This window comes from Allobosea sp. 67-29 (genome assembly GCF_001898115.1).
GTDB lineage: Bacteria > Pseudomonadota > Alphaproteobacteria > Rhizobiales > Beijerinckiaceae > Allobosea.
This window is the reverse complement of the sequence record NZ_MKSQ01000014.1, coordinates 271,605-297,349: the sequence shown is the minus strand read 5'-3', so window position 1 is coordinate 297,349 and position 25,745 is coordinate 271,605. Positions and strand designations below refer to the sequence as shown.

The following is a 25,745-nucleotide window of genomic DNA, read 5'->3' as shown; positions in this document are numbered from 1 at the left end:
CATGTTTCAAATTCTGGCAAAAGCACAAGATCGGTTCAAGCCGTGATGGAGAATTCTCATGCTGCTGCCCCGTCAACTCGCGCCCGAGCTCCGGGTACAGACCCTCGGCCACGGCCTTTTCGACCTCGCCGATCCGTCGCCCGAGCGGTTCACGCTGGTCTGCTTCTACCGGGGGCTCCACTGCCCGATCTGCGCGAATTACCTCAAGGAGTTGGAGCGGCTGACGCCCGCGTTTCGGGACAAGGGGGTGGAGACCATCGCGATCAGTTCCGATACGGCCGAGCGCGCCGGCCTGATGGCGGAGAAGATCGGCGCGGCCGATCTTCGGTTCGGTTACGGCCTGCCGCTGGCGAAGGCCAGGGAATGGGGTCTCTACATCTCCACGTCGCGCGGCAAGACCTCAATCGGCGTGGAGGAGCCCGCGCTGTTCTCGGAGCCGGGCGTCTTCCTGATCAGGCCCGATAGGACGATCTACTATCTCTCGGTGCAATCGATGCCGTTCGTCCGGCCGAACTTCGCGGAGATGCTCCAGGCGCTCGATTTCATCATCAAGCAGGACTATCCGGCGCGGGGAGAATATGCCGGGGCGGTATAGCCCCGCCATGCCGCCTGGCGACCCGTCGCATAGAGGGATCGTGTCGTTCTCCACTTTCGTCTGGTGATGGAACGAGGCAGGTCAATCCATGATCAGTACGCGCTTGCCGGCCTGGGGGCGAACGGCGGTTTGCTCCAGCGCATCGCGGAAGTCTTCCAGTACGATGCAGGCCGGCGATCGGCACGACGGCCGAAGGATCGGCCAGTTCGTCGAGGACGCCGCATAGATAGTCGATGTCGGCGGCGCGCGGCGGTTCCAGGAAATAGCGATAGACACAGGAGCGGATCTCCTGGAGCCCCATCAGCACTGTCAAAGCCGAGGCCTGGAAGGGCCGCAGATCGTAGGCGCCTACGATCACCGCCCGGCCGCGGAAGGCCATCGCCGCCAGCAACTCGGTCAGAACCTCATCGCCGACCGCATCGTGCCTGCCCATTTGCTTATCGACCGCGGCCTCGCTCGGTCGACGCAACGTATCCGATCTTGCTGCACTCGGCTTACTGGCGATTTCGGCTCTATCCCGGGCCGCGCTGAAATGGGCTCCTGCAGCCAAGATACCACTTTGCCGGATCCACGCGCCTCAGCCTCGCCCCCACGCTGCGTCTGCCGGTCTTGCTCCGCACCGCAGGCAAGCAGCGAGATTGCATGATACCAATCTGCCCGTGCAACCGCTTCTTCCGGCCGCAACTGAAGTGCGTCTGGCCGGCGTCCGCTTTCCGGCAAAGCGTCAAGGTCGGTTCTCGGCGCTATTCGACGGAACGGCTCTGATCGCGCGTCTCGCTGTCAATGGCTCAGCAGCTGCTGACAAGTTGTTCAGAAGGCCGCACCATCGTCAATGATCTGCGTAATGCGCTAGATGGCGATCGCATAAATCCAATAGCATTGCCTCGGCGTGCGACCCTCTGGCATCGCGACGCCGGACGACCGCAAGCTCCAGCTCGATCAATGGTTCGAATGTCCTGGATGCGCCGCCGAGGCGCTCGTGGTGCGCGGCGGTGATCGCGTCGACGATGGCAATACCCGTTCCTTCCAGGACCAAGAGCGCTGCCAGTGGCAGAAGCGGCGTGTCGATCGACATGGACACCTTGACGCCATGGCGGTTCAGCAGGGAGTGGACCTGCGTGTCCATCAAGGTTCGCCGCGAGGCGCTGACGAGCGTATCGCCTTCAAGATCGCTCGGGTGGACGACGTCATGGTCGCTCAGCTTGCGACCAGGCCCCGGAGGTTCCTACGAGGCTTTCGGGAGATCGGCGAAGCGGTCCGTCACCTGCGTGTAGGCTCGATAGACTTCATTCGCGCCATCCGATCCATCAACGGGCGGCCCCTGAATCTGCCGAAAGATCTCATGCTTGACGAAATAGCGCCATGTCACAGGAAGCTTGGCGAGAATACCGGTCAACGCATCGTAGCGCGCTTCGGTCCACACCGCCTCGAAGGCCAACCTGCCCGGACCGTGGCCGAATTCGGCCCCATCGGCGTCGCTGCGCAGTTGTCCGCGCAGTTGCACGGTCGCGGCCTGGTCGACCCCGCCATCGGCCGCGATGACGACGCCGTAGTCGCTCTTCGCCCGATCCGCCGAAACCAATCCTTGCCGAACGTCGGCGAGCACCTTCTCGACGGGCCGATCCAGCGGCGAGCCGTAGCCCCCTGCCCCCGGTCCCTGGATCAGTATGACGTCGCCGGGATCGCATTTCACCAGATCTTGGGATCCGAGCTCAATGGAACCGGCCGTGTCCGGATTCTTGACAAAGCGCGAGACGGCACCCGAGCGACCACCACGTAGCCCCCAGGCCGAAATGACGGAGCGGTCCCGGTTGCGGGCGGTCACCATGGACTGGGGCTGGTCGAGCTGGAGCTCCATTTCGAGGCCGGTGCCGCCACGATATTCGCCTGGACCGCCCGAATCCGGCACGAGGCCATAGCGCTTGATGCGAACGGGGATCTCGGCCTCGCTGATCTCGACCGGAGTGTTCTTCAGGAAGGAGAGATTGGCGCCGCTGCCGTCTGCGCCGTCGCCGAAGGCGCTGCCGCCGGCGCCGCCGCCGACCGGACCGACAGAGGCCATGATGGGCCGGCCCGCGCGGGTGCTGGTCTTGATGTTCATCAGCGTGACGGAGCTCGCCGGAGATGCCGGCATCCGATCCGGCAAGGCACGGCAGAAGGCGCCGAGAGTGACGGTCTGGGCAAGGGTGCAGGCGAGCGTCCGCATGCCGACGGCCACGGGCTCGACCGCGTTCATGATGGTGCCTTCCGGCAGGATCGCGCGCGTGGGCCGCATCAGACCCGCGTTCAGCATCATCGTCGGGTCGAGACAGTAGAGTGCGTAGACGGTGCCCACCGTTACCAGGGCATGGCGCTCCTTGCCGCCGGTCGGCATGTTGTGGGAGGTGGCGAGCTGCGGGTCGGAGCCGGTGAAGTCCAGCGTCAGCGTGTCACCATGCACCTTCAGGTTCACCGCAACGCGTACGGGATAGCCGCCCGTTTCATCCTCGTCGGCATAATCCGCGAAGAAATACTCGCCGTCAGGGATCTGCCGGATGACGGCGCGGGCCTGATTGTCCGCGTAATCGAGCAACTGATCGAGACCGGCCACGAAATTGTCCTTACCGAACCGGTCAAGGATTTCATGAATCTTGCGCTCGCCGACGTTGGCGCAGGCGATCTGAGCGTTGAGGTCGCCCCAGTTCTGCTCCGGCAGGCGCACATTATGGGCGATGATGTCGAGAAGGTCCTGGTTGAGCACACCGCCGCGCATCAATCGCATCGGCGGGATGCGCAGGCCTTCCTGCTGGATCTCGGTCAGCGTGCGCGAGAGCGTCGCCGGCACGGCACCGCCGACATCGGTGTTGTGGATGTGATTACCGACGAAGCAGACGATCTCGCCGTCGCGGAAGACCGGCTTCCACATGTGGATGTCCGGCGTATGCGTCGCGACATGGCCGGCATAGGGATCGCTGGTAATGCAGATGTCGCCTTCCCGATAATCGAAGCGCTTGATCACATCGCCATAGTCGAGGCCGGTATACCAAGTCGCGCCGAAGGTCTTGGGCGAGGCCACGGTCAGCCCGTCGCGCGTCAGCACCTGGCAGGAGAAGTCCTCGGTCTCCTTGACGAAGGTGGAATAGGCAGTGCGCATCAGCGTCCAGCCCATGCTCTCGGCGGCAGCCGCGCAGTAATTGGCCAGAACCTGCAGCGTGGTGTTGTCGAGTTTCACGGCAGGATCTCCGGAACGATGCGAAGGTTGGCGTATTCGTCGACGCTGACGGCCATGTTCGGCAGCACGACGGTGGTGCAGTCGTCCTGGGTGACGACGGCCGGGCCGGCAAAGCTCTGGCCGGGCTTCAGATCGCTCCGGGCAAAGACCGCGACGCTGCGCAGCGCCCCGTCGAGCCAGACCTCGGCATGGCGGTGCGGGCTTGCGGCTTCCGAAACCAGCGCGTGGCGCTTGAACTCGGGGCGAGCGGTGCGCCCGCTGATGACGAGCCTCAGCGAGATGATCTGTACGGCCGCGGTGGGATCGCTGTGGCCATAGACACGCTCGTGTTCGGCATGGAAGGCCTGCGCCATGGCGGAGATGTCGCCCGCCGCGACAGCGGCCGGATCGAGCGGGGTGTCGAGCTCGAAGGACTGGCCTCGGTAGCGCATCTCGGCCGAGTAGATCATGTGGCTTTCGCCGGAATAGCTCTGGTCCTCATGGAGCCAGGCTTGCGCCCTGGTCTCCAACCCGGCGAACTCGTCGCGAATCGTCGGCCCCATGTCGGAAGCGAGATCGGTGTAGAGCGTCTTGATGAAGTCGTTCTTGATGTCGGCGATCAGCCCGCCCAGAGCGGACAGCACGCCCGGCGTCGGCGGCACGACGGTCTCGCGCATGTTGAGCTCGCGCGCCAGGAAGCAGGCCATCATCGGGCCGGCACCGCCGAAAGCGAGACAGGAGAAGTCGCGCGGATCGATGCCGAAACGCGAGACCAGAGCGCTGACGTCGGTATACATGCCGGAGACGGCGATGCGGATGATCGCCTCGGCGGTTTCCTCGATCGTGCGGCCGAGCTTGGTCGCGAGTTCGCCGACGACCGAGCGTGCCTTGTCCCTGTCGATGGTAACGGCCGAATAGCCGATCTCGGACAGGCCGACGAGGCCCAGCGCCGCAAAGGCATCGGTGATGGTAGCGCGCTCGCCGCCACGACCGTAACAGGCCGGGCCGGGACGGGAACCGGCGCTCTCGGGGCCGACCTTGAGAACGCCCTGGGCATCGACCCAGGCGATCGATCCGCCGCCTTCGCCGATCGAGGAGACCGAAACCGAGGGGATGTAGATCTGGAACTCGCCGATCAGTTCGCCGACGCCATATTGCGGCTGGCCGTCGACGATGACCGCGACGTCGGCCGAGGTGCCGCCGATGTCCAGGCTCATGCAGTTTTTGACGCCCGAAACCTCGGCGACGTAGGCAGCGCCGATGACGCCCGAAGCCGTGCCGGACAGGATCATCTGCACGCATTCGCTCTTGCCCTGCTCGGCGGTCATGACGCCGCCATTGGACTTGGTGAGCCGCGGCTCCGGCGCGACGCCGGCCTTCTTCAGCGCCGACTGCAGAGAGCCCAGATAGTGCGAGACGCGCGGCTGCACATAGGCGCCGATGGTGGCGGTGATGGTGCGCTCATATTCACGGATGATCGGCCAGGTCTCGCTCGAAGCGAAGACCGGGATGTCAGGCGCGATGCGCTGGACCAACGCCTTGATCGCCTCCTCATGGGCGGGGTTGCGATAGGCGTGCAGAAGCGAGACAACGATGCCCTCGCAGCCCGCGGCCTTCGCCGCCTCGACTGCGCGGATCACGCTCGCCTCGTCCAGCGGGCGATCCTCCGTGCCGTCGGCCAGCAGGCGCCCGCCGATACCAAAGACGAGATCGCGCGGGATTAGCGGATCGGGCCGCCTGGAGAGCAGGTTGTACATGTCAGGGATCTTGAGACGCGCGACCTCGAGCACGTCACGGAAGCCCTCGGTCGTGAACAGCGCGAGCTTCAGCCCCTTGCGCTGGATCACGGTGTTGATGCCGACCGTGGTGCCATGGGTGAAATAAGAGACCTCGGCAGGGGTGATGCCGTAGCGCTCGCCGATCAGCCTGAGCCCTTCCATGACCTCGGCACCCGGCTGGTCGGGACGAGAGAAGGTCTTGAGCGTCTTCAGGCTCTGCGTCTCTTCGTCGAACAGCGCGAAGTCGGTGAACGAGCCGCCGATATCGACGCCCACACGGTAACCCATGGAAACCTCCGGATGATCTCGGGTGCGGGCGCGGTCTGTCAGCCGCGCTCGCGGATCACGGCGGGCAGCCTCGACCGGCCACCTGCGAGTTCTCGGACGCGGACGCTCAGCGGCCGATCTCTTTGTTCCAGGTCTCGACCCATTTCGGCATCGCCGCGAGGATCTCGGCGAAGGGCGGCCAGCGCACGTCGTCGAGCTTGGGCATGCGCGCCTTCTGCTCCGGCTTGTACTGCGCCTTGGTGCTGGCGACCGGGTATTGGATCGCGGCGGCCCAGCAGGACTGCGGCTCGGGCGAGAACAGGAAGTCGATGAACTCCCAGGCGGCCGGCGAGCCGTTCTTGACCTTCTGCACGACCGTCGGGCTGACGACGCCACCCGGCGCCGGATAGTAGAAGTTCAGCGCCTTGAAGCCGCCGTCGCGAGCGGCCCAGGCCCGCCCGTCCCAGTAGATGCCGATATCGGCTTCGCCCGACTGCATCTGCGTCAGGAACTGGTTGACGTCGTTCCAGAAGATCACGTTGCCGCTGTCGCGCAGCGCCTTCATCTTGGCGATGACGGGCGAGATGTCGCCGACCTTGCCGCCGAGCGCGTCGTTGAAGTTCCAGATCACGGCGGTCGGCGTCGTGCTGGCGACGTTGATGCCCGGCAGCGCAGCCTGCCACTCGCCCTTGAGCGTGCGGTCGATGAACTCGGCCCAGCTCTTGGGTGGATTCTTGATCTTGGCCTCGTTGTAGGCCAGCCCAGCGGCACCGAAATGCAGCACCACGGCATCGCCGCCGACGACCTGCTTGAGCGGCTCCGGAACGTCGGCAAGGTTGGGAACTTTGGCCGGGTCGATCTTTTCGACGAGGCCGCGAGCCTTGGCATCCTCGGCGCCGTCGATGAGGGTCAGGAACACGTCGATCGGCGGCTTTGCCGGGTTGGCAGCAACCTGGTTGACCCATTGCGCCGGCGTGCCGAGCACGACGTCGACGGTCTTGCCGGTCTTCTTCTGGAACGGTTCGACATAGCAGGTCCGCAGCGACTTCTCCCAGATGCCGCCGAAAGCGGTGACGGTCAGGTCGGCGGCGCGGGCAGGCATGGCAACCGTGAGAGCCAGCCCTGCAAGGGCGAGCAAAGGCCGAAAAGGCGTCAGCGTCTGCATGGTGATTTCTCCCCTTTTATGGATGTTGTGCGGCGAACCGCCTGGTCACGACGGCGAGCTCATGAATTTCAGGCCGACGGTGCGTTCGATCAGCAGCAGCACGACCAGTGCGATGACCATCTGGACGGTGCCGATGGCGGCGATGGCAGGGTCGAACTGGTTCTGCAGGTAGCTCAGCATCACCACCGGCAAGGTGTTGGTCTGGGCGCTGCCGAAGAAGAGCGAGAGCGACAGGTTGTCGAGCGAGATCAGCACCGCGAAGAGCATGCCGCTGAAGATGCCGGAGCCGATCAGCGGTAGCGTCACAAAGGTGAAGATCTGCCAGCGGGAAGCGCCGAGGATCGCGGCCGCCTCCTCGTAATTGCGGCCGATGCCGCGATAGACTGCGACCACCGTGCGCACGACATAGGGGATAGAGACCACCGTATGCGCGATCAGCAGCGAGGCGAAGGAGATGCCGAGCCCGATCGCCGAGAGCTTGTAGAGCAGCGCGATGCCCAGCAGGATCATCGGGATCGACAGCGGCGCCAGCAGGAAGGTCGAGACCAGATCGGCGAGACCAGAGCGACTGCGCGCCAGCGCGAGCGCCGCCGGAACCCCGAAGAGTGCGGCCAGCACGGCCGATGCACCCGCCAGCTTCAAGCTGAACCAGAGCGAGTCGAGCAGAGGGCGGTACTCGAGCAGCCGATGGTACCAGCGCAGGGAATAGCTCGTCACCGGGAAGGCGATGATCTCGGAATCTCCGAAGGAGACAAGGACCACGAAGACGATCGGCGCCAGCAGGAAGGCGAAGAAGATCAGCACGAATGTGAGCAGCAACAGGGTCGGCAAGCGCCGCTCCAGCCTGCGCCAGGACGCGGTCGCGCTCATGAGGCCCCCCCATCCCGCCGGATCAGTCGCAACTGGAGGAACAGCGAGATCACGGCCAGAACCAGCAGGACATTGCCCATGGCGGCGGCGAAGCCGAGATTCTGGACGAGCAGGAACTGCTGGTAGATCAGCAGCGGCAAGGTAACGACGCTTCCTCCCCCGAGCAGGAGCATCGTCAGGAAGCTGCCATTGGCCAGCATGAAGACGACGATGGCGCCGGTCGCGATGCCGTCGAGGCTCAGCGGCAAGGTGATCTCCCGGAAGGTGCGCCACCGGCTGGCACCGAGCAGTTCGGCAGCCTCCTCCAAACGCCTGTCGATGCCCTTCAGCACGGCCGCGATCGAGATCACCATGAACGGCACGAGCACATGGACGAGACCGATGATGACGGCGGAGGGGTCCTGGAGAAGCCGCAGGGGACGCCCGATCAGGCCTAGCGACATCAGGGTACTGTTGAGCACGCCATTGCGGGCGAGGATCACGTTCCAGCCGAATGTGCGCATGATGATCGAGGTCAGCAGTGGCGCGACCAGGAGGAAGATCATCACCCCGTTCCAGCGGCCGGCATGGCGGACCATGAAATAGGCCACCGGATAACCGATCAGGATGCATATGATCGTCGCGAGCAGGCTGACCCAGATCGTGCGGAAGAGCACGCCGAGATAGTAGCCGTCCGTGAACAGCCGCACGTAATAATCGAGGGAGAAGACCGGCTTTCCGGCGGCATCGGGAAGGTAGAGGCTCTGAAGCCCGTTCTCCGCCAGCGGCAGCAGGAAGAACAGCAACAGGAAGATCCCGGCCGGGAGAACCGGCCACAGGCCGGCGCCGAGGGTGCGGCGGCTGCGACGGCCGGGCATTGCCGCCACGGCGCTCACGCCGCCGCCTCCAAAATAGGCTCATCTTCAAGCAGGCGGGCCGCTCCCGGCAGCCACGACAGCGCGACCTCGGTCCCGACCGGGATCGCGGTGTCTCCGACCGGGCCGGTAATCTGACGGTAGGCCACCAGCGGGTGGTCGAGGCCGGGGCGGGCAATTTGGAAGACATGCGTAGCCCCGCGGAAGACATGGCCTGAGACCATCGCGCGGGGCGCCTCTGCCGGCGCCTGCGCGGCAGACACGATGCGCAAATGCTCCGGACGGATGGCGACGAGCGCGCTGCCGCCGGCGGAGCGGGGACGCGCATCGGCGACGACGAAGCCGGGTCCGGTCGCGTCGCCCGGCAGGCGCAGTCGCAGGCCGCCGGCCTCAGCGCCAATCACAGTGCAGGCGATGATGTTCGAGGTGCCGAGGAATTCGGAGACGAAGCGGGTGCGGGGGTTCTCGTAGACCTCGGTCGGCGAGCCGGCCTGGAGGATCCTGCCGCGATCCATCACCACGATCATATCGCTCATGGTGAGCGCCTCTTCCTGATCATGGGTCACCAGAAGCGTGGTGATGCCGATTTCCCGCTGGAGCTGGCGGATCTCGAACTGCATCTGCTCGCGCAGGTTCTTGTCGAGCGCACCGAGCGGCTCGTCGAGCAACAGCATCGAGGGTTCGGTAACCAACGAGCGCGCCAGAGCGACGCGTTGCTGCTGCCCCCCCGACAGCTGATGTGGATAGCGATCGGCATGCTGGGGCAGATGCACGATGTCGAGCATGCGCCGCGTCCGCGCTTCAGTCTCGGCCCGGGCGACCCGCGCCATCCGCAGCCCGAAAGCGACATTCTGCGCCACCGTCATATGCGGGAACAGGCTGTAGTTCTGGAACACCATGCCGAGCTTGCGCCGCTGCGGCGGGTCGTAGGTCCGGTCCTCGCCGCGGATCAAGACCTGCCCGGCATCGGGCAGCTCGAAGCCCGCTACGATGCGCAAAGTCGTCGTCTTGCCGCAGCCGGAGGGACCGAGAAGCGAGCAGAGCGTCCCGGCCGGAACATCGAAGGACGTCGGCTGCAGCGCGGCGACGCTGCCGAACGACTTGCGCACTTCGTGCAGACGCAAGCCCGCGACCTCAGATGCGACGGATGACTGCGCCTTTGGCGTCGTTTGCGTCATGGTCCCTCTCTGAGCGAGAGGCTAACCCATGTTTCTTCACTGGCAACAAAAAAATTCCGAAAAGACATTTTTTTCGGAAACGACATCGAACGCCAAGCGCAAGTTGGCGGCGACCTCAAGTTCAGGTTAAAGATCTACCAGCACCCACAGGACGACGGCGTTGGTTTCACCCTTGGAAGTCCAGGTGTGCTCGGTGGTGGCATCGTAATAGACCGAGTCGCCCTTGTTGAGTTCGAGCGGTTCATACAGGCGGCTGTGAACGACCAACGTGCCTTCCAGCACCATCACGAAGATTTCGGCCTCGGATTTCGCCCAGGCTGCATATTCATCCGGAGACCTCGCAGTAACCGTCGTCAGGATCGGGGTCGCGCGCTTGTTCTTGAGGTCGGCGCAAAGCAGCACATTGTTGCAGGTGCCCGTCGCATGCTTGCTGCCACTTCCTGCGCGGCTGATGCTTCGCCGCCCCGGAAAGCCGGCGGCACTGCCGGTCTCCTCGCTCGAGAGGAGCGTTACCAACTCAACGTCTAGGCCCTGCGCGATCCGCTGCATCGTCGAAATCGTCGGAGAAAGTTCGTTTCTCTCGATTTTCGAGAAAGCGGAGGCGGAAACGCCGGTGAGCGCGCTCATATCCTGAAGCGTAAGGCGTCGCCCCTTGCGCAGCTTCAAAAGCCGGGCGCCGACGTCGACGCCGTGATCGTCTGCGCGCTGCGCCTCCGGCGGTTCGCTGACCTCCGCCTGCTCCGCCCATGAAAGTTCCGGCATGCCGTTTCTCCGCCGCGTCTATCAGGTACCTGTCATAAGCATCCGGCGAGGACATGAAAAGGGATCGATTGTCACCGATTTCGACAAATTATCCGATACGACATTTATGTAGTTTGCTGTTGACAGCATCTCCGATGTGAAAGAGGTTTCAATCCCAACGATGTGCCGGCAATGAACCGCGCACGCTCGGCGAGGGGCCGGGCGCGGCGGCCGAACGCGGCAGGGATGGCTCACATGACGCTTACTCACGACCAGCTGAACGGCCTCTACACGGCGATCGTCACGCCGTTGACCGGCGACGGCGCCGTTGACGTGAAGGCGCTGCACCAGCTCGTCCGCTTCCAGCTCGATGCCGGAGCGGCGGGCATCGTGCCCATCGGCGGCACCGGGGAGTATCCCGCCTTTTCGCGTGACGAGCGTCGCAGGATCGTCGCGGCCTGCGTCGAGGCGGCCGATGGCAAGCCGGTCATCCCGGGCGTGCTCTCGACCGGTTTCGAGGATGCCCTTGAGGCCGGACGCGACTTTGCCGCTGCCGGTGCGGCGGCGGTCATGACGGTCACGCCGTATTATGCCCCGGGAACCCAGGATGGCATGCGCGCCTATTTCCGGCGCTATCGCGATGCGCTCGACCTGCCGGTCATGCTCTATCAGATCCCGCGCCGGACCACGGTCGCGGCCTTCGCCGATACCGTCCAGGCCATGGCCGAGGACGGCTCGATCATCGGCATGAAATATTCCTCCTACGACATGCCGGACTTCATTCGCACGGTGAAATATGCCGGCGACAAGATCGCGATCCTGTCCGGCGAGGAGCCGCTCTTCGCGACCCATGTCGCGCTCGGCGCCCGCGGCGGCGTGCTGGCTTCCGCCACGATCTATCCGAAGATCTGGATCGAGATCTTCGAGCTGGCCCGCCAGGGCAAGCTCAAGGAGGCCCTGAAGCTGCAGGACAAGGTCGATCCGGTCATCGACTCCATCTACGTGGAGACCAATCCCGGGCCGTTGAAGGAATACATGGCCCTGGCGGGCATGCCGGTCGGCGGGGTGCGCCTGCCCTTGACCGGTCCCAGCGACCAGACGATGGCCAAGCTCAGGGTCGCTGCGGCGCAGGCCAAAGCCATCAGCCTCGCCTGAGGAGGTGGCCGTGCTCGAAGCGCTTCGCGCCATCGTCGGCGACAAGGGCCTTGTCACCGATCCGGCTGAAATGGAGCCGTATCTGGTCGATTGGCGCCAGCGCAGGCGAGGCTCTGCGCTCGCCATGGTGCAGCCGTTTTCGACGACCGAGGTTTCCGCGGTGGTCGCGCTATGCGCAGCGCAAGGGCAGCCGATCTTTCCGGTCGGCGGCAATACCGGGCTTTGCTTCGGCGCGGTGCCGGAGAGCAACCGCCCCGGCAAGCCCGGCATCATGCTTTCGTTGAGACGCATGAACCGCATCCGCGGCCTCGACCGCGCCTCCGGCATCGCGACGGTGGATGCCGGCGTTGTGCTCGGTGATCTCCATAATGCCGCGGCTGAGGCAGGCCGTCAGTTCCCGCTGCATCTCGGTAGCGAGGGCAGTGCCCAGATCGGTGGGCTGATCTCGACCAATGCCGGCGGCACCGGCGTCGTCCGCTACGGCCCCATGCGGGATCTCGTCGCCGGCCTCGAAGTGGTTCTGGCCGATGGTCGCGTGCTCAGCGATCTCGCCGCGCTGCGCAAGGACAATACCGGCTACATGCTGCGCCATCTCTTCATCGGCGCGGAAGGCTCGCTCGGCATCGTCACGGGTGCGGCGTTGCGGCTGCACCCGCAGACACCGAATACGGCCCATGCCTGGGTCGCTGCCGCCGATCCGGCCGATGCGGTCGCGCTGCTGGCCACGCTGCAGAATCGAGCAGGTTCCTATATCCAGGCTTTCGAGCTGGTCTCGGCCTCGCAGTTCGAGCTGGTCCGCAAGCATGCCGAGCGTGCGCGCTTTCCCTTCGCCGAGATTCCCGCTTGGTCGATCCTGATCGAGCTCGGCAGCGAGGATGCGACGACGGCCCTGCACGACATCCTCGAAGAGGTTCTGGGCGCCGCGCTGGAGCGGGGCGAGCTGGTCGACGCCGTGATCGCCACCTCGGAGCAGCAGGCTGCGGATTTCTGGCATATCCGCCACTCGGTCTCCGAAGCGAACAAGAAGGAAGGCGCCAGCATCACGCATGACATCGCGGTGCGCTCCTCCGATGTCGCGCCTTTCATCGAGGCTGCCGACGAGGTCGCGGCGAAGCTGTTTCCGGAGGCGTATAGCGAGGTCGTCTGCCATCTCGGCGACGGCAACGTCCACTACATCCTGATGTTCACCCACGCCTTCTGGGCGGCACTGCCCGATCCGGAAGGCTTTGCGCTCGAGGTCGAGCGAGCGATCCACGATGTCGCGGCTCGCTTCGGCGGCACCTTCAGCGCCGAGCACGGCGTTGGCCGCAAGCTCACCGAAGAGCTGGAACGCCTTGCCGATCCGCTTCGCTACGAGCTGATGACCAAGGTCAAGGCGCTGTTCGATCCGCTGAACCTGATGAACCCGGGCGTTCTCCTCGCCAAGAGGGACTAGCGCTCCAAGAAATCAGCCGACGTCTTCGGTGAGGAGGGGTCGGTGACGGACATCCGCCGGGGAAGCGGGTGCCAACCTCACCAACCAAGACGGGGCATGCCTCGCACAGCCGGGAGAAGACCATGACGACACGCAGGGATCTGGCAGGCCTCATCGGCGCAGGCGCGGTGGCCGCAGGCGCGCTGACGCTCGCCTCGAGCGGAGCCAAGGCGCAGGCTGCCGGGCAGAACACCTTCGACCGCATCATCGCCAACAAGAAGATGCGCCTCGGCGCCGTGACGTCCAGCGCTCCCTGGTTCGTCAAGGATGCCGCCACCGGCAAATGGGGCGGCCATTTCTATACGATCGGCGCAGCGCTGGCGAAGGACATGGACGTCGAACTCGAGCTCGTCGAAACGACCTGGGGCAACGCCGTCCTCGATCTGCAATCCGACAAGATCGACATCATGTTCGGGCTCAACCCCACGCCGAAGCGCGCCATGGCGGTCGATTTCTCGAACCCCGCCTATGACAGCGCGCTTGTCGTCGTCGCCAAGCCGGGCTTCGAGCCCAAGAACTGGGCCGACATGAACAAGCCCGAGATCAAAATCTCGGTCGATCTCGGTTCCGCCCACGACCAGATTGCGACGCTGCTCTGCCCCAAGGCGCAGATCACGCGTTTCAAGACGATCAACGAGGCGATGCTGGCGCTGAAGACCGGCCGCGTCGATGCGCAGTGCATCTTCTGGATGGGCGGTGTGCGCGCCGTGAAGGCCGATCCCAGCCTCGGCAAGGTCATCGTGCCGCAACCCTTCTTCGGCTCGACCTCGAACGCTGCCGTGCGTCGCGAAGCCGACAAGACCTGGCTGTTCTTCGTCAACACCTGGATCGGCTACGCCCGCGGCCTCGGCCTTGTGCGGAGCGCCGTGGTCGAGAGCCTCGATCAGGTCGGCGTCAAGTCAGAAGACATTCCGCCCGGCATCACGCTCTAAAACCGAAAAGACCTGGATCCCGCGCCCTGCGCGGGGTCCTCATCGGCTTTCGCGCTTCCTCCGCAGCGCCGCATCGTCAGGCGGCAGGGTTCGGCATGTCCTACACCTGGAACTTCGACATCGTCTGGGGCTATCGCTGGATCCTCCTGAACGGGACGGCGGTGACCATCGGCCTCACCATCGCCGTCATCGTGCTGGGCCTCGTCGTCGGGCTCGTCGCCGGCATCGCCCAGCTCTCGCGCTCGCCCGTGCTGCGGTGGCTGTCCTGGGCCTATATCGAGATGTTCCGGCTGACGCCGCTGCTCGTGCTGCTGCTGTGGTTCTACTATGCGCTGCCGATCGTCACCGGCATCAAGCTCGATGCGTTGACCGCTTCGATCGTGACACTAACGCTCTATGGCGGCTCGTTTTATGCCGAGATCATCCGCGGCGGCATCGTCTCGATCGATCCCGGCCAGTCGGAAGCCGGCATGGCGCTGGGCATGACGCCAGCGCGCGTGATGCGCCGCATCGTGCTGCCGCAGGCAATCAAGCGAATGATCCCGCCGCTGATGAACCAATCGATCATCCAGTTCAAGAACACGTCGCTCGTCTCGGTCCTCGCCGTGCCGGACCTGCTCTATCAAGGTCAGGTTGCGGCGATGGACACCTATCGGGCGCTCGAGGTCTACACGGTCGTCGCAGCGATCTACGTGATCGTGCTGCTGCCGCTCACGGCCATCGTCAAGCGCGCGGAAAACCGCTTGGCGCAGAGCAACTGAGGAGGCGGCGATGAGCTACAAGATCGAGGTCTCCGGACTGCGCAAGAGCTTCGGCACGCTGACCGTGCTGCGCGACATTAACGTTGCCGTGGAGCCGGGCCAGGTGGTGGCGCTCATCGGCCCGTCGGGTTCCGGAAAATCGACGTTGCTGCGCTGCCTCAACCTGTTGGTGATGCCCGATGGCGGCAAGGTCCGCATCGGCAACGACAGCTTTTCGTTCGGTACCGGATCGAAGATGCCCGGCACGAAGGAGCAGGCCCGCTTCCGCTCCAACACCGGCATGGTCTTCCAGCATTTCAACCTGTTCCCGCATATGACGGTCGTCGAGAACGTCATGGAAGGGCCGGTCTCCGTGAAAGGCATGTCGAAGCGGCAGGCCGAGCAGCTCGCCCGCAGGCTGCTCGCCAAGGTCGGCCTGAGCGACAAGGTCGACGTCTTCCCGAACAAGCTTTCCGGGGGCCAGAAGCAGCGCGTCGCCATCGCGCGCGCGCTGGCGATGGAGCCCGAGGTGATGCTCTTCGACGAGGCGACCTCGGCGCTCGACCCCGAACTCGTGGGCGAAGTGCTCGGCGTCATGCGCGATCTCGCCGCCGAAGGCATGACGATGATCATCGTCACTCACGAGATCGGCTTTGCCCGCGAGGTCGCCGACCGCGTCGTCTTCATGCGCGATGGTGTCATCGTCGAGGAGGGGCCGGCCCGCGAGGTGATCGGCCACCCCCGACAGGAAGCGACGAAAGCCTTCCTCAGCCACTTCCACAATCGCGGCTGAGCCGCATCATTCCGTGCCTTGACCTGTGGAGCGATGACTGAGCCTTCCGCTTTCGCCCGCATCCTGAATGTCGAGGACGCCCGCCAAGCCGCGCGGCGCCGCCTGCCACGCGGCCTGTTCGAATATGTCGACCGCGGCTGCGAGGACGAGGTCTCGATTCTCGCCAATCGGCGCAGGCTCGACGCGATCGCACTTTCCCCGGCAGTGCTCGTCGATGTCACCGGGACATCGACGGAAGCGGAACTCCTCGGCAAGCGACAACCCTCGCCGATCATCATCGCGCCGACGGCGGTGGCTGGGCTGGTCTGGCATGATGGCGAGATCGCGCTCGCGAGGGCGGCCGCGCGCGCGGGCATTCCATTTTGCGTATCAACGCAGTCGATTACCTCGATCGAGCGGATCGCGACGGAATCCGGCGCTGATCTCTGGTTTCAGCTCTATGTCTGGAACGACCGCCGGCGCATGCTGAATCTGCTCGATCGCGCCTGGGCCGCCGGCGCGGAGACGCTGGTGCTGACCGCGGACACCGCGGTCGTCCCGAACCGCGAATACAACCTGCGCAACGGCTTCGGAATTCCGCTGACGGCATCGTGGCGGGCGGCATTGGATGTGGCTTTGCATCCTCGCTGGGCGGTTGCAGTCATGCTCCGCGCGCTGGCGACCTCCGGCGTTCCGACTTATGCGCATTACCCGGCGGAGTTCCGCACGCGGCTCGGACGCGAAGCGCTCTCCGACGAAGTCGGCCTGGCAAAGGACGTCACCTGGGACGATGTTCGCCTGCTGCGGGAACGCTGGCGAGGCAAGCTCGTCGTGAAAGGGGTGCTGCGCGTCGAGGACGCGCTGACGGCCTGCGCCCATGGCGTCGATGCCATCGTGGTCTCGAACCATGGCGCCCGCAATCTCGATTGCGCGCCGGGCCCGACAGAGGTTCTGCCCCGCATTGCCGAAGCGGTCGGGGAGCGAATGGAGATCTTCGCCGATAGTGGAGTACGGCGTGGCGCGGATATAGCCCGTTTTCTGGCGCTGGGAGCTCGCGGCGTCATGATTGGCCGCGCTACGCTTTACGGTGTTGCTATGGGAGGAGATGGCGGAGCCGCCCGGGTGCTCGATCTGCTGTCAGCGGAATTGCGGATGACGATGGGAATGTTGGGCGCGCAAAAACTGGCTGACATTCAGCAGATCGCGTCGTCGCGATGAAGTGGCTGATGGCGGAGCTTTCACGTCACTTTCCGTAGCCCCGGCAACCAATGCCATGCTGTCCTAGGTCTGCGCGCCACGCTCGATCCGATGGCGGCCGGCCGAACCCCGGCGTTCCCGGACCGGGTGCCGCCACCTTCCCGGGCCTGGCGCGGCGGAGTGGCGATGAACTGGCCGTGCCGGCGCGGCTCGACGCCCGGCATATTCGGTCTCTTGAGCAGGTTCTTCACGAGCGCCGACCTGTGCACCGCGGGAGGCTGGCGCATCATTCGGGTCGCGATCCGCAACATGTCAGCATCCACTATACCGAATGCCTCGGAGATGCGGGCATCGAGCCCTCCGTCGGCAGTGGGTGATAGCTATGACGACGCTCTCGCCGAGGCGATCACCGGACTCGACAAAGCCGAGGTGACGCGACCGCTCCAGACCCGACAGACCATCACATCCTGACCCGACAGGTCACCACAAAACAAACTTGACTGTTTGTAAGTGGCCAAGCATCGTTCCCCTATCGTCAGGGGAAGAAGGGTCGGCATGAGCAGCACCGGCAAGCGGCGATCGCAGAAGGAGCGCAGCGCGGAGACATCCGCGCGGCTGATGAACGCGACGATCGATCTGCTGCACGACCAGGGACTGGCCCGAACCACGACGCCGAAAATCGCCCGGCTTGCCGGTGTCTCCCGCGGTGCGCTGACCCATCATTTTGCCGGCCGCGAGGCGATCCTCAGCGCCTCCGTCGCCGACATGCTCGGCAAGGCTGCGCGCGACCTGCACCGCTTCGCCGAAGACTTCATGGCGCGCGGCGGCTCCAGCGACGAGATCGTCGACTACGCCTGGCGGATGATGGACGACCGGCTGTTCTACGTGACGATGGAATATCTGCCGGAAGCGCGTCACAACCCGGACTTCCGTGCCGACCTGATCCCGACGGTCAAGGAATTCCACGCCGGTCTCGATGCGGTCTGGACCGCGCTCGCGGCCCGCGCCGGCACCGACCCGGACCATACCCGCGTCGTCATGAATGCGACGATGTGCCTGGTCCGCGGCATGATCAGCCAGACCGTGCTGCGCCCCAACGACCCGACCTATTACGGCGATCTGCTGGATTTCTGGAAGCAGCAGGTCAGGCAGCATTTCCCGATGAAACCAGCGGCTGCTCTCGCCGGCCGGCGCAAGACGGCGACGGCATGACGGCTGCGTTGACCATCCAGGGCCTGAAGCTCGGCTTCTATGGCGTGCAGGTGCTGCGCGGCGTCGATTTCGCGGTACCGCAAGGCTCCTTCACCGGATTGATCGGGCCGAACGGCGCCGGCAAGTCGACCTTGTTCAACGCAGTCTCGGGGCTCTATCGGCCGCAAGCCGGATCGGTCAGGCTCGGCGCGACCGAGACGGCGGGGATGCCGCCGGAAAAGCTCGTCGCGGCGGGGCTGGTGCGCTCCTTCCAGCTCGCGCGCGGCTTTCCCAAGCTCAGCGTCTTCCAGCATCTCATGCTCTACGGCGCGGACCAGCCCGGCGAGGGCCTGCTGGCCGGGCTGATCGGTACCGGTGGAGCGAAGCGGCGCGAGGCCGAGTTGTCGGAGCGTGCCTTCGGAATCGCCCGCCGATTGAAGCTCGATCATGTGCTGGACAACCCCGTCACCGCGCTCTCCGGCGGCCAGAAGAAGCTGGTCGAAATCGGCCGTGCCCTGATGGCCGAGCCCAGGATCCTGCTGCTCGACGAGCCCATGGCCGGCGTCAATCCGAGCCTGACGGAGCAGATCGCCGAGCATCTCGTCGCGCTCAACCGCGACGGGCTGACGATCTGCCTGATCGAGCACGACATGGGGCTGATCCGGAAGCTCTGCACGCCGGTCATCGTCATGGCCGAGGGCCAGACGCTGACGCAAGGGACGTTCGACGAGGTCGCTGCCGATACCCGCGTGCAGGAAGCCTATCTCGGGAGGCGTCATTGAGCGCGGCACAGGGCGAACTGCTCGCCGTCGACGGCGTCGTGGCCGGCTACGGCGCGGCCGAGCAGATCCTGAAGGGCACCTCTCTCACGGTCGCGCCGGGCGAAATCGTCTCGATCATCGGGCCGAACGGCGCCGGCAAGTCGACATTGCTGAAGACCATCGCCGGCCTCGTCCAGGCGCGCGACGGCACGATCAGGCTCAAGGGCGGCGACGTCACCCGCGAGAACGCGCTCGGCCGGGCCAGGGCCGGCATCGGCTTCGTGCCGCAGGAGCGCAATATCTTCGGCGCGATGACGGTCGCGGAAAACCTCGAGATCAGCGGCTTCCAGGAGCCGGGCAAGGTCCGGGAACGCAGCGAGGCGATGTATGCGCGCTATCCGATGCTGGCCGAGAAGCGCAAGGCGCTGGCACGCACCCTCTCCGGTGGCCAGCGCCAGATCCTCGCCATGGCGATGGGCTTGATGAACGCCCCTGCCCTGCTCCTGCTCGACGAGCCGACGGCCGGGCTCTCGCCCAAGGCGGCCGACGAGTTGTTCGATGCGATCGTCGCGCTCAACAAAGGCGGGCTGCCGATCCTGATGGTCGAGCAGCACGCGCTCGAAGCGCTGCAGATCTCGACGCGCGGCTATGTGCTGGTCTCAGGCCGCAACAGCCGCGAAGGGGCCGGGCCCGCGCTCGCCAGCGACCCCGAAATCCGCCGCCTCTTCCTCGGCGGCTAGGACGACGCCGACACGACAACAAGCCAACAGGGGAACATCATGACGCAGTTCACGACCGATCGCCGCACGCTCCTGGCCGGCGCCGCCGCGCTCGCCGGCCTCTCCGCCCTGCCCGGCCGCGCGCTCGCCCAGGGCGCGCCGATCCGGATCGGCACGCTCACGCCGCTCACCGGCGCCGGCGGCCCCTATGGCCCGGTCATGGTCAAGGCGGTCAAGGCCGTAATCGACGAGGTCAATGCCGCCGGCGGCGTGCTCGGCCGCAAGGTCGAGCTGATCTCGGAAGACGACCAGACCAACCCGGAAGCCGGCGTGCGCGCCGCCCGCAAGCTGATCGATGTCGACAAGGTATCGGCGATCGTCGGTACCTGGGCCTCGTCGGTCACCACCGCCGTCGCCCCGCTCTGCTGGGAATCAAAGACCTTCCTCGCCACCGTCTCGGGCGCCGACTCGATCACGCAGCTGCCGCATCAGGGCTATCTGATCCGCACCCAGCCGAACACGACGCTGCAGGGCCGCAAGTTCGGTGAGTTCTGTATCGCCGAGAAGGCCAAGCGCGTCTTCTTCCTCTCGCCGCAGACGCCCTTCGCCAAGAGCCAGTTCGACAACATCACCGAGGCCGTGAAGAAGGCCGGCGGCGAGACCGGCACGCTGATCTACGACGACAAGAAGCCGGCCTATCGCAGCGAGATCGACGAGGTGCTGCGCTTCAAGCCCGACGCGATCGTCTTCGGTGGCTACACGCCCGACACCGCCGTGATGCTGAAGGACGCCTATCGCGCCGGCTATTCCGGCCTGAAGGTCGCCTTCGGCTACGCGGTCAACCAGAAGCTGGTCGAGAGTGTGCCGGCCGAGGTCGTCGACAAGACCTTCACCATCGCGCCCTCGCCGGCCGAGGGCTCGAAGGCCTATGCGCGGCTGGTCAAGATGATCGGCGTCGCCTCGCCCGATCCCTACACCACGCAGGTCTACGACCAGATCAACCTGATCCTGATGGCGATCGCGCTGGCCGGCGATTCCTCGGGCACCGCCATCAAGGATGCGGTCCGCAAGGTCAGCCAGGCGCCGGGTGGCGCCAAGATCGACAACGCCATCGACGGCCTCAAGGCGATCGCGGCCAAGCAGCCGGTCGACTACGACGGCGCCAGCGGCCCCTGCGACTTCACCGAGACCGGCGACATCGCCGATTGCCAGTTCCGCTACGAGCAGGTGCAGGGCGGCAAGCTGACGCTGGTGAAGATCGCGTGAGCCAGCTGCTGCAGGCGCTCGTCAACGGGGTGATGACCGGGACGCTGATCGCCGTCCCGGCCATCGGCTTCTCCGCCATCTTCGCCGTGCTGCGCTATCCGAACTTCGCCATCGCGTCCTATGCGACCATCGGCGCCTTCGCGGCCTGGTGGGCGAATGTCGCGATGGGGCTGCCGGTGCCGGCCGCGCTCGTCCTCGCCTTCGCGGTGACGGGCCTCGTCGGCGTCGTCGCGGAAGAGACCTCGCTGAAGCGCCTGCGCAACAATGGCGCGCTGATCGTCGCCATCGCCTCGATCGCGCTCAATCTTGTGCTGGAGAACATCGTCCGCTTCATCTTCGGCAACGAGATGCGCGGCTACGACCTGCCGATCGCGCGCGACATGCGCTTCGGCGACCTGCGCATCGGCCCGCAGCAGCTCCAGAGCCTGCTGCTCGCCGTCGCGATCATGGCGGCGATGTTCGTTTTCCTGCGCTACACCCGCTTCGGCAAGGCGATGCGCGCCGTGGCCGACAATCCCGACCTCGCCCGGCTCAAGGGCATCGACCCCGCAAAGATCGCGATCGTCACGATCTTCATCGGCGCCGGATTGACCGGCGTCGGTGGCGTGCTGATCGGGCTCGACACCTCGATCGATCCACTGACCGGCTACCGCGTGCTGCTCTCGGTCTTCGCCGCCGCCGTGCTCGGCGGGCTCGGCTCGATTCCCGGCGCGGTCGTCGGCGCGCTCACGCTCGGCGTCGCCGAGGAGCTGGCGCTGCTCGTCGTGCCTGCGACCTATCGCACCGGCATCGGCTTCGTCGCGATCCTGTTGATGCTGACCTTCCGCCCGCGCGGCATCCTCGGGGAAAGGGCCGCCTGATGCTGTCCTATCTGATCTTCACCCTGACGCTCTGCGCGATCTACGGCCTGCTCGCGCTCAGCCTCAACCTGATCTGGGGCAGTGCCGGCCTCGTCAATCTCGGCCTCGCCGGCTTCTTTGCGGTCGGGGCTTACGCCTCGGCTCTGGCGACCGGTGCCGGTGTGCCCGTTCTGATCGGCTGGGGGGCTGCGCTCCTCGTCGGCGCCGCGGTCGGCCTCGTCGTCACCTTCGCAACCTTGCGCCTGCGCGACGACTATCTCGCCATCGTCACGCTCGGCTTCGCCGAGGTCATCCGCCTCGTCGCACTGAACGAGCGCTGGCTGACCAACGGCTCGGACGGCATCTCCGGCATCAAGGCGCCGCTCAAGGCCGAGCTCGGCACGCAGAACTTCGCCTATTTCTATCTCGGCCTCGCCACGCTGGTGCTGGTGATCGTCTGGGCGCTGCTGCGCCGGCTGGACGCCTCGCCCTATGGCCGGGCGTTGAAGGCGATCCGCGAGGACCAGCAGCTCGCGAGTTTCGCCGGCAAGCCGGTGCTGCGCTTCAAGCTCCAGGCCTTCGCGCTCTCGGCGGCCATCGCGGCGCTGGCCGGCGCGCTCTATGCGCATTTCCAGTCCTATATCTCGCCGGACCATTTCCAGCCGCTGATCACGATCTACATCTTCCTCGCCGTCACGGCCGGCGGCGTCGGGCGCCCGAGCGGCGCCGTGCTCGGCGCCTATCTCGTCGTGATCTTCCTGGAGGCGACCCGCTTCGTCACCGAATGGGTGCCGGGCCTCCAGCCGGTCCAGCTCGCCGCCATGCGCGAGATGCTGATCGGCATCGCCCTCATCCTCGTCCTGCATCTCAAGCCGCAGGGCATCCTGCCCGAGCGCATTCCGAAGGCGCCGGTTCCCCCGACCGCCGCCTAAACCGAAGGCCTGCCCATGTCCGACGATCTCGCCACCCTCTCCGCTCTGCTCAAAGAGCCCGGCCAGCCCGACACGGTGTTCAAGGCCTTCGAGGACATCACCCGCCACCTCGTCGGCCACGAGCTGTTCACGCTGCTCTATGTCGACGGGCAGGAGGTTGCGCGCATCTATTCCAACCGGCCGGCCGAGTACCCGGTCTCCGGCCGCAAGACGATGGGCCCGACGCCCTGGGGCAAGCATGTGCTGGACGGGCGCCAGCCCTATCTCGGCAAGGACAAGGCCGGCATCCGCTGGGCCTTCTTCGACCATGAACTGATCGAGAGCATGGGGCTCGGCTCCGTGATCAACATCCCCGCCATCTATGACGGCAAGGTCGTCGGCACGATCAACCTGCTCGCGCCCGAGCATCATTACCGCGAAGAGCATGTCGCGCCGGTCGAGCGGCTGGCGCCGCTGCTGGTGCCGGCCTTCCTCGCTGCGCGCGCCGCCAACAAGGCCGCCTGATCCCGATCTTCCGTTCTGTCCGAAGGAACATGCCCGTGGCTTCCACCCTCTTCACCAATGCCCGCATCGTCGACGGCTCGGCGCCGGAGGCTGGCGCGCCCGTCAGTGTCCTCGTCGAGGGCGGCACCATCCGCGAGGTCGGCAAATCCGTGACTTCGGCCAAGGCCAAGGTCGTCGACCTCAAGGGCAAGACCTTGATGCCCGGCCTGATCGATGCCCATGTCCATGTCGTGGCCGGTGTCGCCGATCTCGGCGCGAATTCCCGGCTGCCGGATTCGCTGGTCACCGCGCGCTCCTTCGGGATCATGCGGGCGATGCTGATGCGCGGCTTCACCACGGTGCGCGATGTCGGCGGCGCCGATTTCGGCCTGAAGCAGGCGACCGAGGAAGGCGATTTCCCGACGCCACGCCTCGTCATCTCCGGAAAGGCGCTGAGCCAGACCGGCGGCCATGCCGATTTCCGCGGCCGCTACGACGACCGCCCGAGCGTGATCGAGCGTCATCGCCTCGGCGCGCTCGGCCGCATCTGCGACGGCGTCGACCAGGTTCGCCGCGCCGCGCGCGAGGAGCTAAAGGGCGGAGCCGACTTCATCAAGATCATGGCCAATGGCGGCTGCGCCTCGCCGACCGACCCGATCCATTTCCTCGGCTTCTCGGTGAGCGAGTTGGAGGCCGTGGTCGAGGAAGCCAGGATGGCCGGCACCTATGTCTCGGCCCATGTCTATACCGACGACGCGATCCGCCGCTGCGTCGAGGCCGGCGTGCATTCGCTGGAGCATTGCAACCTGATCAAGGCCGAGACGGCGAAGCTCGCCGCCTCGAAGGGCGCCGTCGCGGTGCCGACGCTCGTGACCTATGACAAGCTGGTCTCGGACGGGCCGAAGCTCGGCTTCCCGCCGGATTCGGTCGCCAAGGTCGATGTCGTGCGCTCGGCCGGCATGGAATCGCTGGCGATCATGAAGAAGGCCGGCCTGACCATGGCCTATGGCAGCGACCTGCTCGGCGAGATGCACAAATACCAGTCCGAGGAGTTCGTGATCCGCGGCCGCGCCCTGCCGGCGCACGAGGTCATCGCCTCGGCGACCCATGTGGCGGCGAAGCTCCTGAAGATGGAAGGCCTGATCGGCACGGTCGCGGCCGGCGCCCACGCCGACCTGATCGTCGTCGACGGCGACCCGCTGAAGGACCTCTCGCTGCTGACCCGCCAGGGCCGGCACATGCCGGTCATCATGAAGGGCGGCGCCTTCATGAAGCGCGCCAGCCTGAACTGAGCGTCGGCCTCGCCATCGGCGCGAGAGCTGGAGCCTTGAGCCGTCATTCACCAGGGGTCGAACCGATGCCGCCCGGCGGCTCGGCAGGAGAGGAGATCGATCATGACGATGTTGCACTTCAAGAACTTCGCCCTGCTGGAGCCCGCGTTCGGCGAACTGCGGCAAGGCTATGAGCTGCTGATCGAGGGCGACACGATCCGGGAGCTCTCGGACAAGCCGCTGAAGCCCGCCAAGGCCGACGTCATCGACTGCGGCGGCCGCACGCTTATGCCCGGGCTGATCGACAGCCATGTCCATGTCTTCCTGTCCGAGGTCTACATCCGGACGATGGAGAGCATGCCCCTGACGCTGATGACCGCCCGTGCGGTCCGGCTGATGAAGGGCATGCTCGACCGCGGCTTCACCAGTGTGCGCGACACCGGCGGCGCCGACTGGGGCATCAAGGAGGCGGTCGAGAAGGGCGATGTCGCGGGGCCCCGCCTGTTCATCGCCGGCGCCGCCATCGGCCCGACCGGCGGCCATAGCGATCCGCGCCGGCGCACCGATTTCGGCGCGCGCTGCCATTGCTGCAACGCCATGGCCTATACGATGAACGTCTCGGATGGCGTCTCCTCGGTGCGCAAGTCGGCGCGCGAGCAGATGCGGCTCGGCGCCGACCATATCAAGATCATGATGTCGGGTGGCGTCGCCAGCCCCTATGACCCCTTGGATTCGATGCAGTTCAGCGTCGAGGAGGTGAAGGCTGCCGTCGAGGAGGCCAAGGCCTTCGGTCGCTATGTCTGCGCCCACGCCTATACGCCGGAGGCGATCACGCGGGCGGCGCAATGCGGCGTGCGCGCGATCGAGCACGGCAACCTGATCGACGAGGCATCGGCCAAGCTGATGGCCGAGAACAACATGTTCCTCACCGCCAACCTCGTCGCCTATTACGCGATGAAGGAGCGGGCGGCCGAATTCGGCATGACCGGCGACATGCTGGCCAAGAACGACCTCGTCATCGATGGCGGCCTGCGCTCGCTCGAGATCTGCAAGCGTGCCGGCGTTCCCGTCGCCTATGGCTCGGATCTGCTCGGACAGCTCCAGAGCGAGCAGTCGCGCGAGTTCCTGCTGCGCCGCGAGGTGCTTTCGCCGCTGGAGATCATCCGCTCGGCGACGACAGTGGGTGCCCAGATCCTGCGCATGGAAGGCAAGCTCGGCACGGTTCAGACCGGTGCCTTCGCCGACCTGATCCTCGTCGACGGCAATCCGCTGAAGGACCTGGACCTGTTCCAGGAGCAAGGACGCCACCTGCCGATGGTGATGAAGGGCGGCGCCTTCCACAAGAACACGCTGCATTGAAACGCTGCCCGCCGAC

Annotated in this window: 25 protein-coding genes and 1 pseudogene; 17 read left to right on the top strand and 9 right to left on the bottom strand. The window is 65.6% G+C overall.

The window, feature by feature from the left end:
• The first annotated feature begins 58 nt into the window (after positions 1–58).
• On the top strand, positions 59–595 hold the full coding sequence (locus tag BGO20_RS12730) for a peroxiredoxin-like family protein (RefSeq protein WP_291663596.1): 537 nt from the start codon (positions 59–61) through the stop codon (positions 593–595).
• An 81-nt stretch (positions 596–676) separates the two neighbouring features.
• Here the strand turns inward: BGO20_RS12730 and BGO20_RS12725 are convergent, their stop codons facing one another.
• The 9 genes from BGO20_RS12725 to BGO20_RS12685 all read right to left on the bottom strand — a co-directional run bounded on the left by BGO20_RS12725 (position 677) and on the right by BGO20_RS12685 (position 10,659).
• On the bottom strand, positions 677–871 hold the full coding sequence (locus tag BGO20_RS12725) for a hypothetical protein (protein WP_291663597.1): 195 nt from the start codon (positions 869–871) through the stop codon (positions 677–679).
• 553 nt (positions 872–1,424) lie between these two features.
• The gene (locus BGO20_RS12720) at positions 1,425–1,796 is read right to left on the bottom strand and encodes a LysR substrate-binding domain-containing protein (protein WP_291663955.1); all 372 of its coding nucleotides are present in this window, start codon (positions 1,794–1,796) and stop codon (positions 1,425–1,427) included.
• 24 nt (positions 1,797–1,820) lie between these two features.
• Entirely contained in the window at positions 1,821–3,806 is a 1,986-nt protein-coding gene (locus BGO20_RS12715) for a hydantoinase B/oxoprolinase family protein (RefSeq protein WP_291663599.1), read from the bottom strand.
• Complete coding sequence (locus BGO20_RS12710) at positions 3,803–5,851, bottom strand: hydantoinase/oxoprolinase family protein (protein ID WP_291663601.1); 2,049 nt, start codon at positions 5,849–5,851, stop codon at positions 3,803–3,805. Before BGO20_RS12710 ends, BGO20_RS12715 begins: the two co-directional genes overlap by 4 nt.
• A 106-nt stretch (positions 5,852–5,957) precedes the next feature.
• Positions 5,958–6,995: an extracellular solute-binding protein gene (locus BGO20_RS12705; protein ID WP_291663603.1), complete on the bottom strand. Its 1,038-nt coding sequence runs from the start codon at positions 6,993–6,995 to the stop codon at positions 5,958–5,960.
• A 45-nt stretch (positions 6,996–7,040) separates the two neighbouring features.
• Complete coding sequence (locus tag BGO20_RS12700) at positions 7,041–7,865, bottom strand: ABC transporter permease (protein WP_291663605.1); 825 nt, start codon at positions 7,863–7,865, stop codon at positions 7,041–7,043.
• Positions 7,862–8,740 (bottom strand): ABC transporter permease, encoded by an 879-nt coding sequence (locus tag BGO20_RS12695; protein ID WP_291663607.1) that lies wholly within the window; start codon positions 8,738–8,740, stop codon positions 7,862–7,864. The genes BGO20_RS12700 and BGO20_RS12695 overlap by 4 nt, the downstream gene beginning before the upstream one ends.
• Positions 8,737–9,897 carry an ABC transporter ATP-binding protein gene (locus tag BGO20_RS12690; protein WP_299857975.1) on the bottom strand — a complete coding sequence of 387 codons (1,161 nt, stop codon included), beginning with the start codon at positions 9,895–9,897 and terminating at the stop codon, positions 8,737–8,739. Before BGO20_RS12690 ends, BGO20_RS12695 begins: the two co-directional genes overlap by 4 nt.
• A gap of 126 nt (positions 9,898–10,023) precedes the next feature.
• Positions 10,024–10,659 (bottom strand): helix-turn-helix domain-containing protein, encoded by a 636-nt coding sequence (locus BGO20_RS12685; protein WP_291663611.1) that lies wholly within the window; start codon positions 10,657–10,659, stop codon positions 10,024–10,026.
• 234 nt (positions 10,660–10,893) lie between these two features.
• On the opposite strand from BGO20_RS12685, the gene dapA reads away from it, so the two are divergent.
• The 16 genes and pseudogenes from dapA to BGO20_RS12605 all read left to right on the top strand — a co-directional run bounded on the left by dapA (position 10,894) and on the right by BGO20_RS12605 (position 25,729).
• Positions 10,894–11,793 carry a 4-hydroxy-tetrahydrodipicolinate synthase gene (gene dapA / locus BGO20_RS12680; protein ID WP_291663612.1) on the top strand — a complete coding sequence of 300 codons (900 nt, stop codon included), beginning with the start codon at positions 10,894–10,896 and terminating at the stop codon, positions 11,791–11,793.
• Between the two features lie 10 nt (positions 11,794–11,803).
• Entirely contained in the window at positions 11,804–13,228 is a 1,425-nt protein-coding gene (locus BGO20_RS12675; RefSeq protein WP_291663614.1) for an FAD-binding oxidoreductase, read from the top strand.
• Between the two features lie 122 nt (positions 13,229–13,350).
• Entirely contained in the window at positions 13,351–14,199 is an 849-nt protein-coding gene (locus BGO20_RS12670) for a transporter substrate-binding domain-containing protein (RefSeq protein ID WP_291663616.1), read from the top strand.
• Positions 14,200–14,294: 95 nt separating this feature from the next.
• A complete protein-coding gene (locus tag BGO20_RS12665) occupies positions 14,295–14,960 on the top strand; it encodes an amino acid ABC transporter permease (RefSeq protein ID WP_291663618.1) in 666 nt (221 codons plus the stop codon).
• A 10-nt stretch (positions 14,961–14,970) separates the two neighbouring features.
• A complete protein-coding gene (locus BGO20_RS12660; RefSeq protein WP_291663620.1) occupies positions 14,971–15,732 on the top strand; it encodes an amino acid ABC transporter ATP-binding protein in 762 nt (253 codons plus the stop codon).
• Positions 15,733–15,765: 33 nt separating this feature from the next.
• Positions 15,766–16,929 (top strand): alpha-hydroxy acid oxidase, encoded by a 1,164-nt coding sequence (locus BGO20_RS12655; RefSeq protein WP_291663621.1) that lies wholly within the window; start codon positions 15,766–15,768, stop codon positions 16,927–16,929.
• A gap of 209 nt (positions 16,930–17,138) precedes the next feature.
• Positions 17,139–17,340, top strand: a pseudogene (locus BGO20_RS12650) (IS3 family transposase); the annotation flags it as partial.
• Positions 17,341–17,463: 123 nt separating this feature from the next.
• The gene (locus BGO20_RS12645) at positions 17,464–18,120 is read left to right on the top strand and encodes a TetR/AcrR family transcriptional regulator (RefSeq protein WP_291663623.1); all 657 of its coding nucleotides are present in this window, start codon (positions 17,464–17,466) and stop codon (positions 18,118–18,120) included.
• A complete protein-coding gene (locus BGO20_RS12640) occupies positions 18,117–18,881 on the top strand; it encodes an ABC transporter ATP-binding protein (protein WP_291663625.1) in 765 nt (254 codons plus the stop codon). Before BGO20_RS12645 ends, BGO20_RS12640 begins: the two co-directional genes overlap by 4 nt.
• Positions 18,878–19,600 (top strand): ABC transporter ATP-binding protein, encoded by a 723-nt coding sequence (locus BGO20_RS12635; RefSeq protein WP_291663627.1) that lies wholly within the window; start codon positions 18,878–18,880, stop codon positions 19,598–19,600. The genes BGO20_RS12640 and BGO20_RS12635 overlap by 4 nt, the downstream gene beginning before the upstream one ends.
• 39 nt (positions 19,601–19,639) lie before the next feature.
• On the top strand, positions 19,640–20,845 hold the full coding sequence (locus tag BGO20_RS12630) for an ABC transporter substrate-binding protein (protein WP_291663628.1): 1,206 nt from the start codon (positions 19,640–19,642) through the stop codon (positions 20,843–20,845).
• The gene (locus BGO20_RS12625; protein ID WP_291663629.1) at positions 20,842–21,705 is read left to right on the top strand and encodes a branched-chain amino acid ABC transporter permease; all 864 of its coding nucleotides are present in this window, start codon (positions 20,842–20,844) and stop codon (positions 21,703–21,705) included. Before BGO20_RS12630 ends, BGO20_RS12625 begins: the two co-directional genes overlap by 4 nt.
• The gene (locus BGO20_RS12620) at positions 21,705–22,616 is read left to right on the top strand and encodes a branched-chain amino acid ABC transporter permease (protein WP_291663630.1); all 912 of its coding nucleotides are present in this window, start codon (positions 21,705–21,707) and stop codon (positions 22,614–22,616) included. Before BGO20_RS12625 ends, BGO20_RS12620 begins: the two co-directional genes overlap by 1 nt.
• A 15-nt stretch (positions 22,617–22,631) precedes the next feature.
• Entirely contained in the window at positions 22,632–23,120 is a 489-nt protein-coding gene (locus BGO20_RS12615; protein ID WP_291663631.1) for a GAF domain-containing protein, read from the top strand.
• Between the two features lie 35 nt (positions 23,121–23,155).
• A complete protein-coding gene (locus tag BGO20_RS12610; RefSeq protein WP_291663632.1) occupies positions 23,156–24,391 on the top strand; it encodes a metal-dependent hydrolase family protein in 1,236 nt (411 codons plus the stop codon).
• Between the two features lie 102 nt (positions 24,392–24,493).
• Entirely contained in the window at positions 24,494–25,729 is a 1,236-nt protein-coding gene (locus BGO20_RS12605; protein WP_291663634.1) for a metal-dependent hydrolase family protein, read from the top strand.
• The last annotated feature ends 16 nt before the right edge of the window (positions 25,730–25,745 follow it).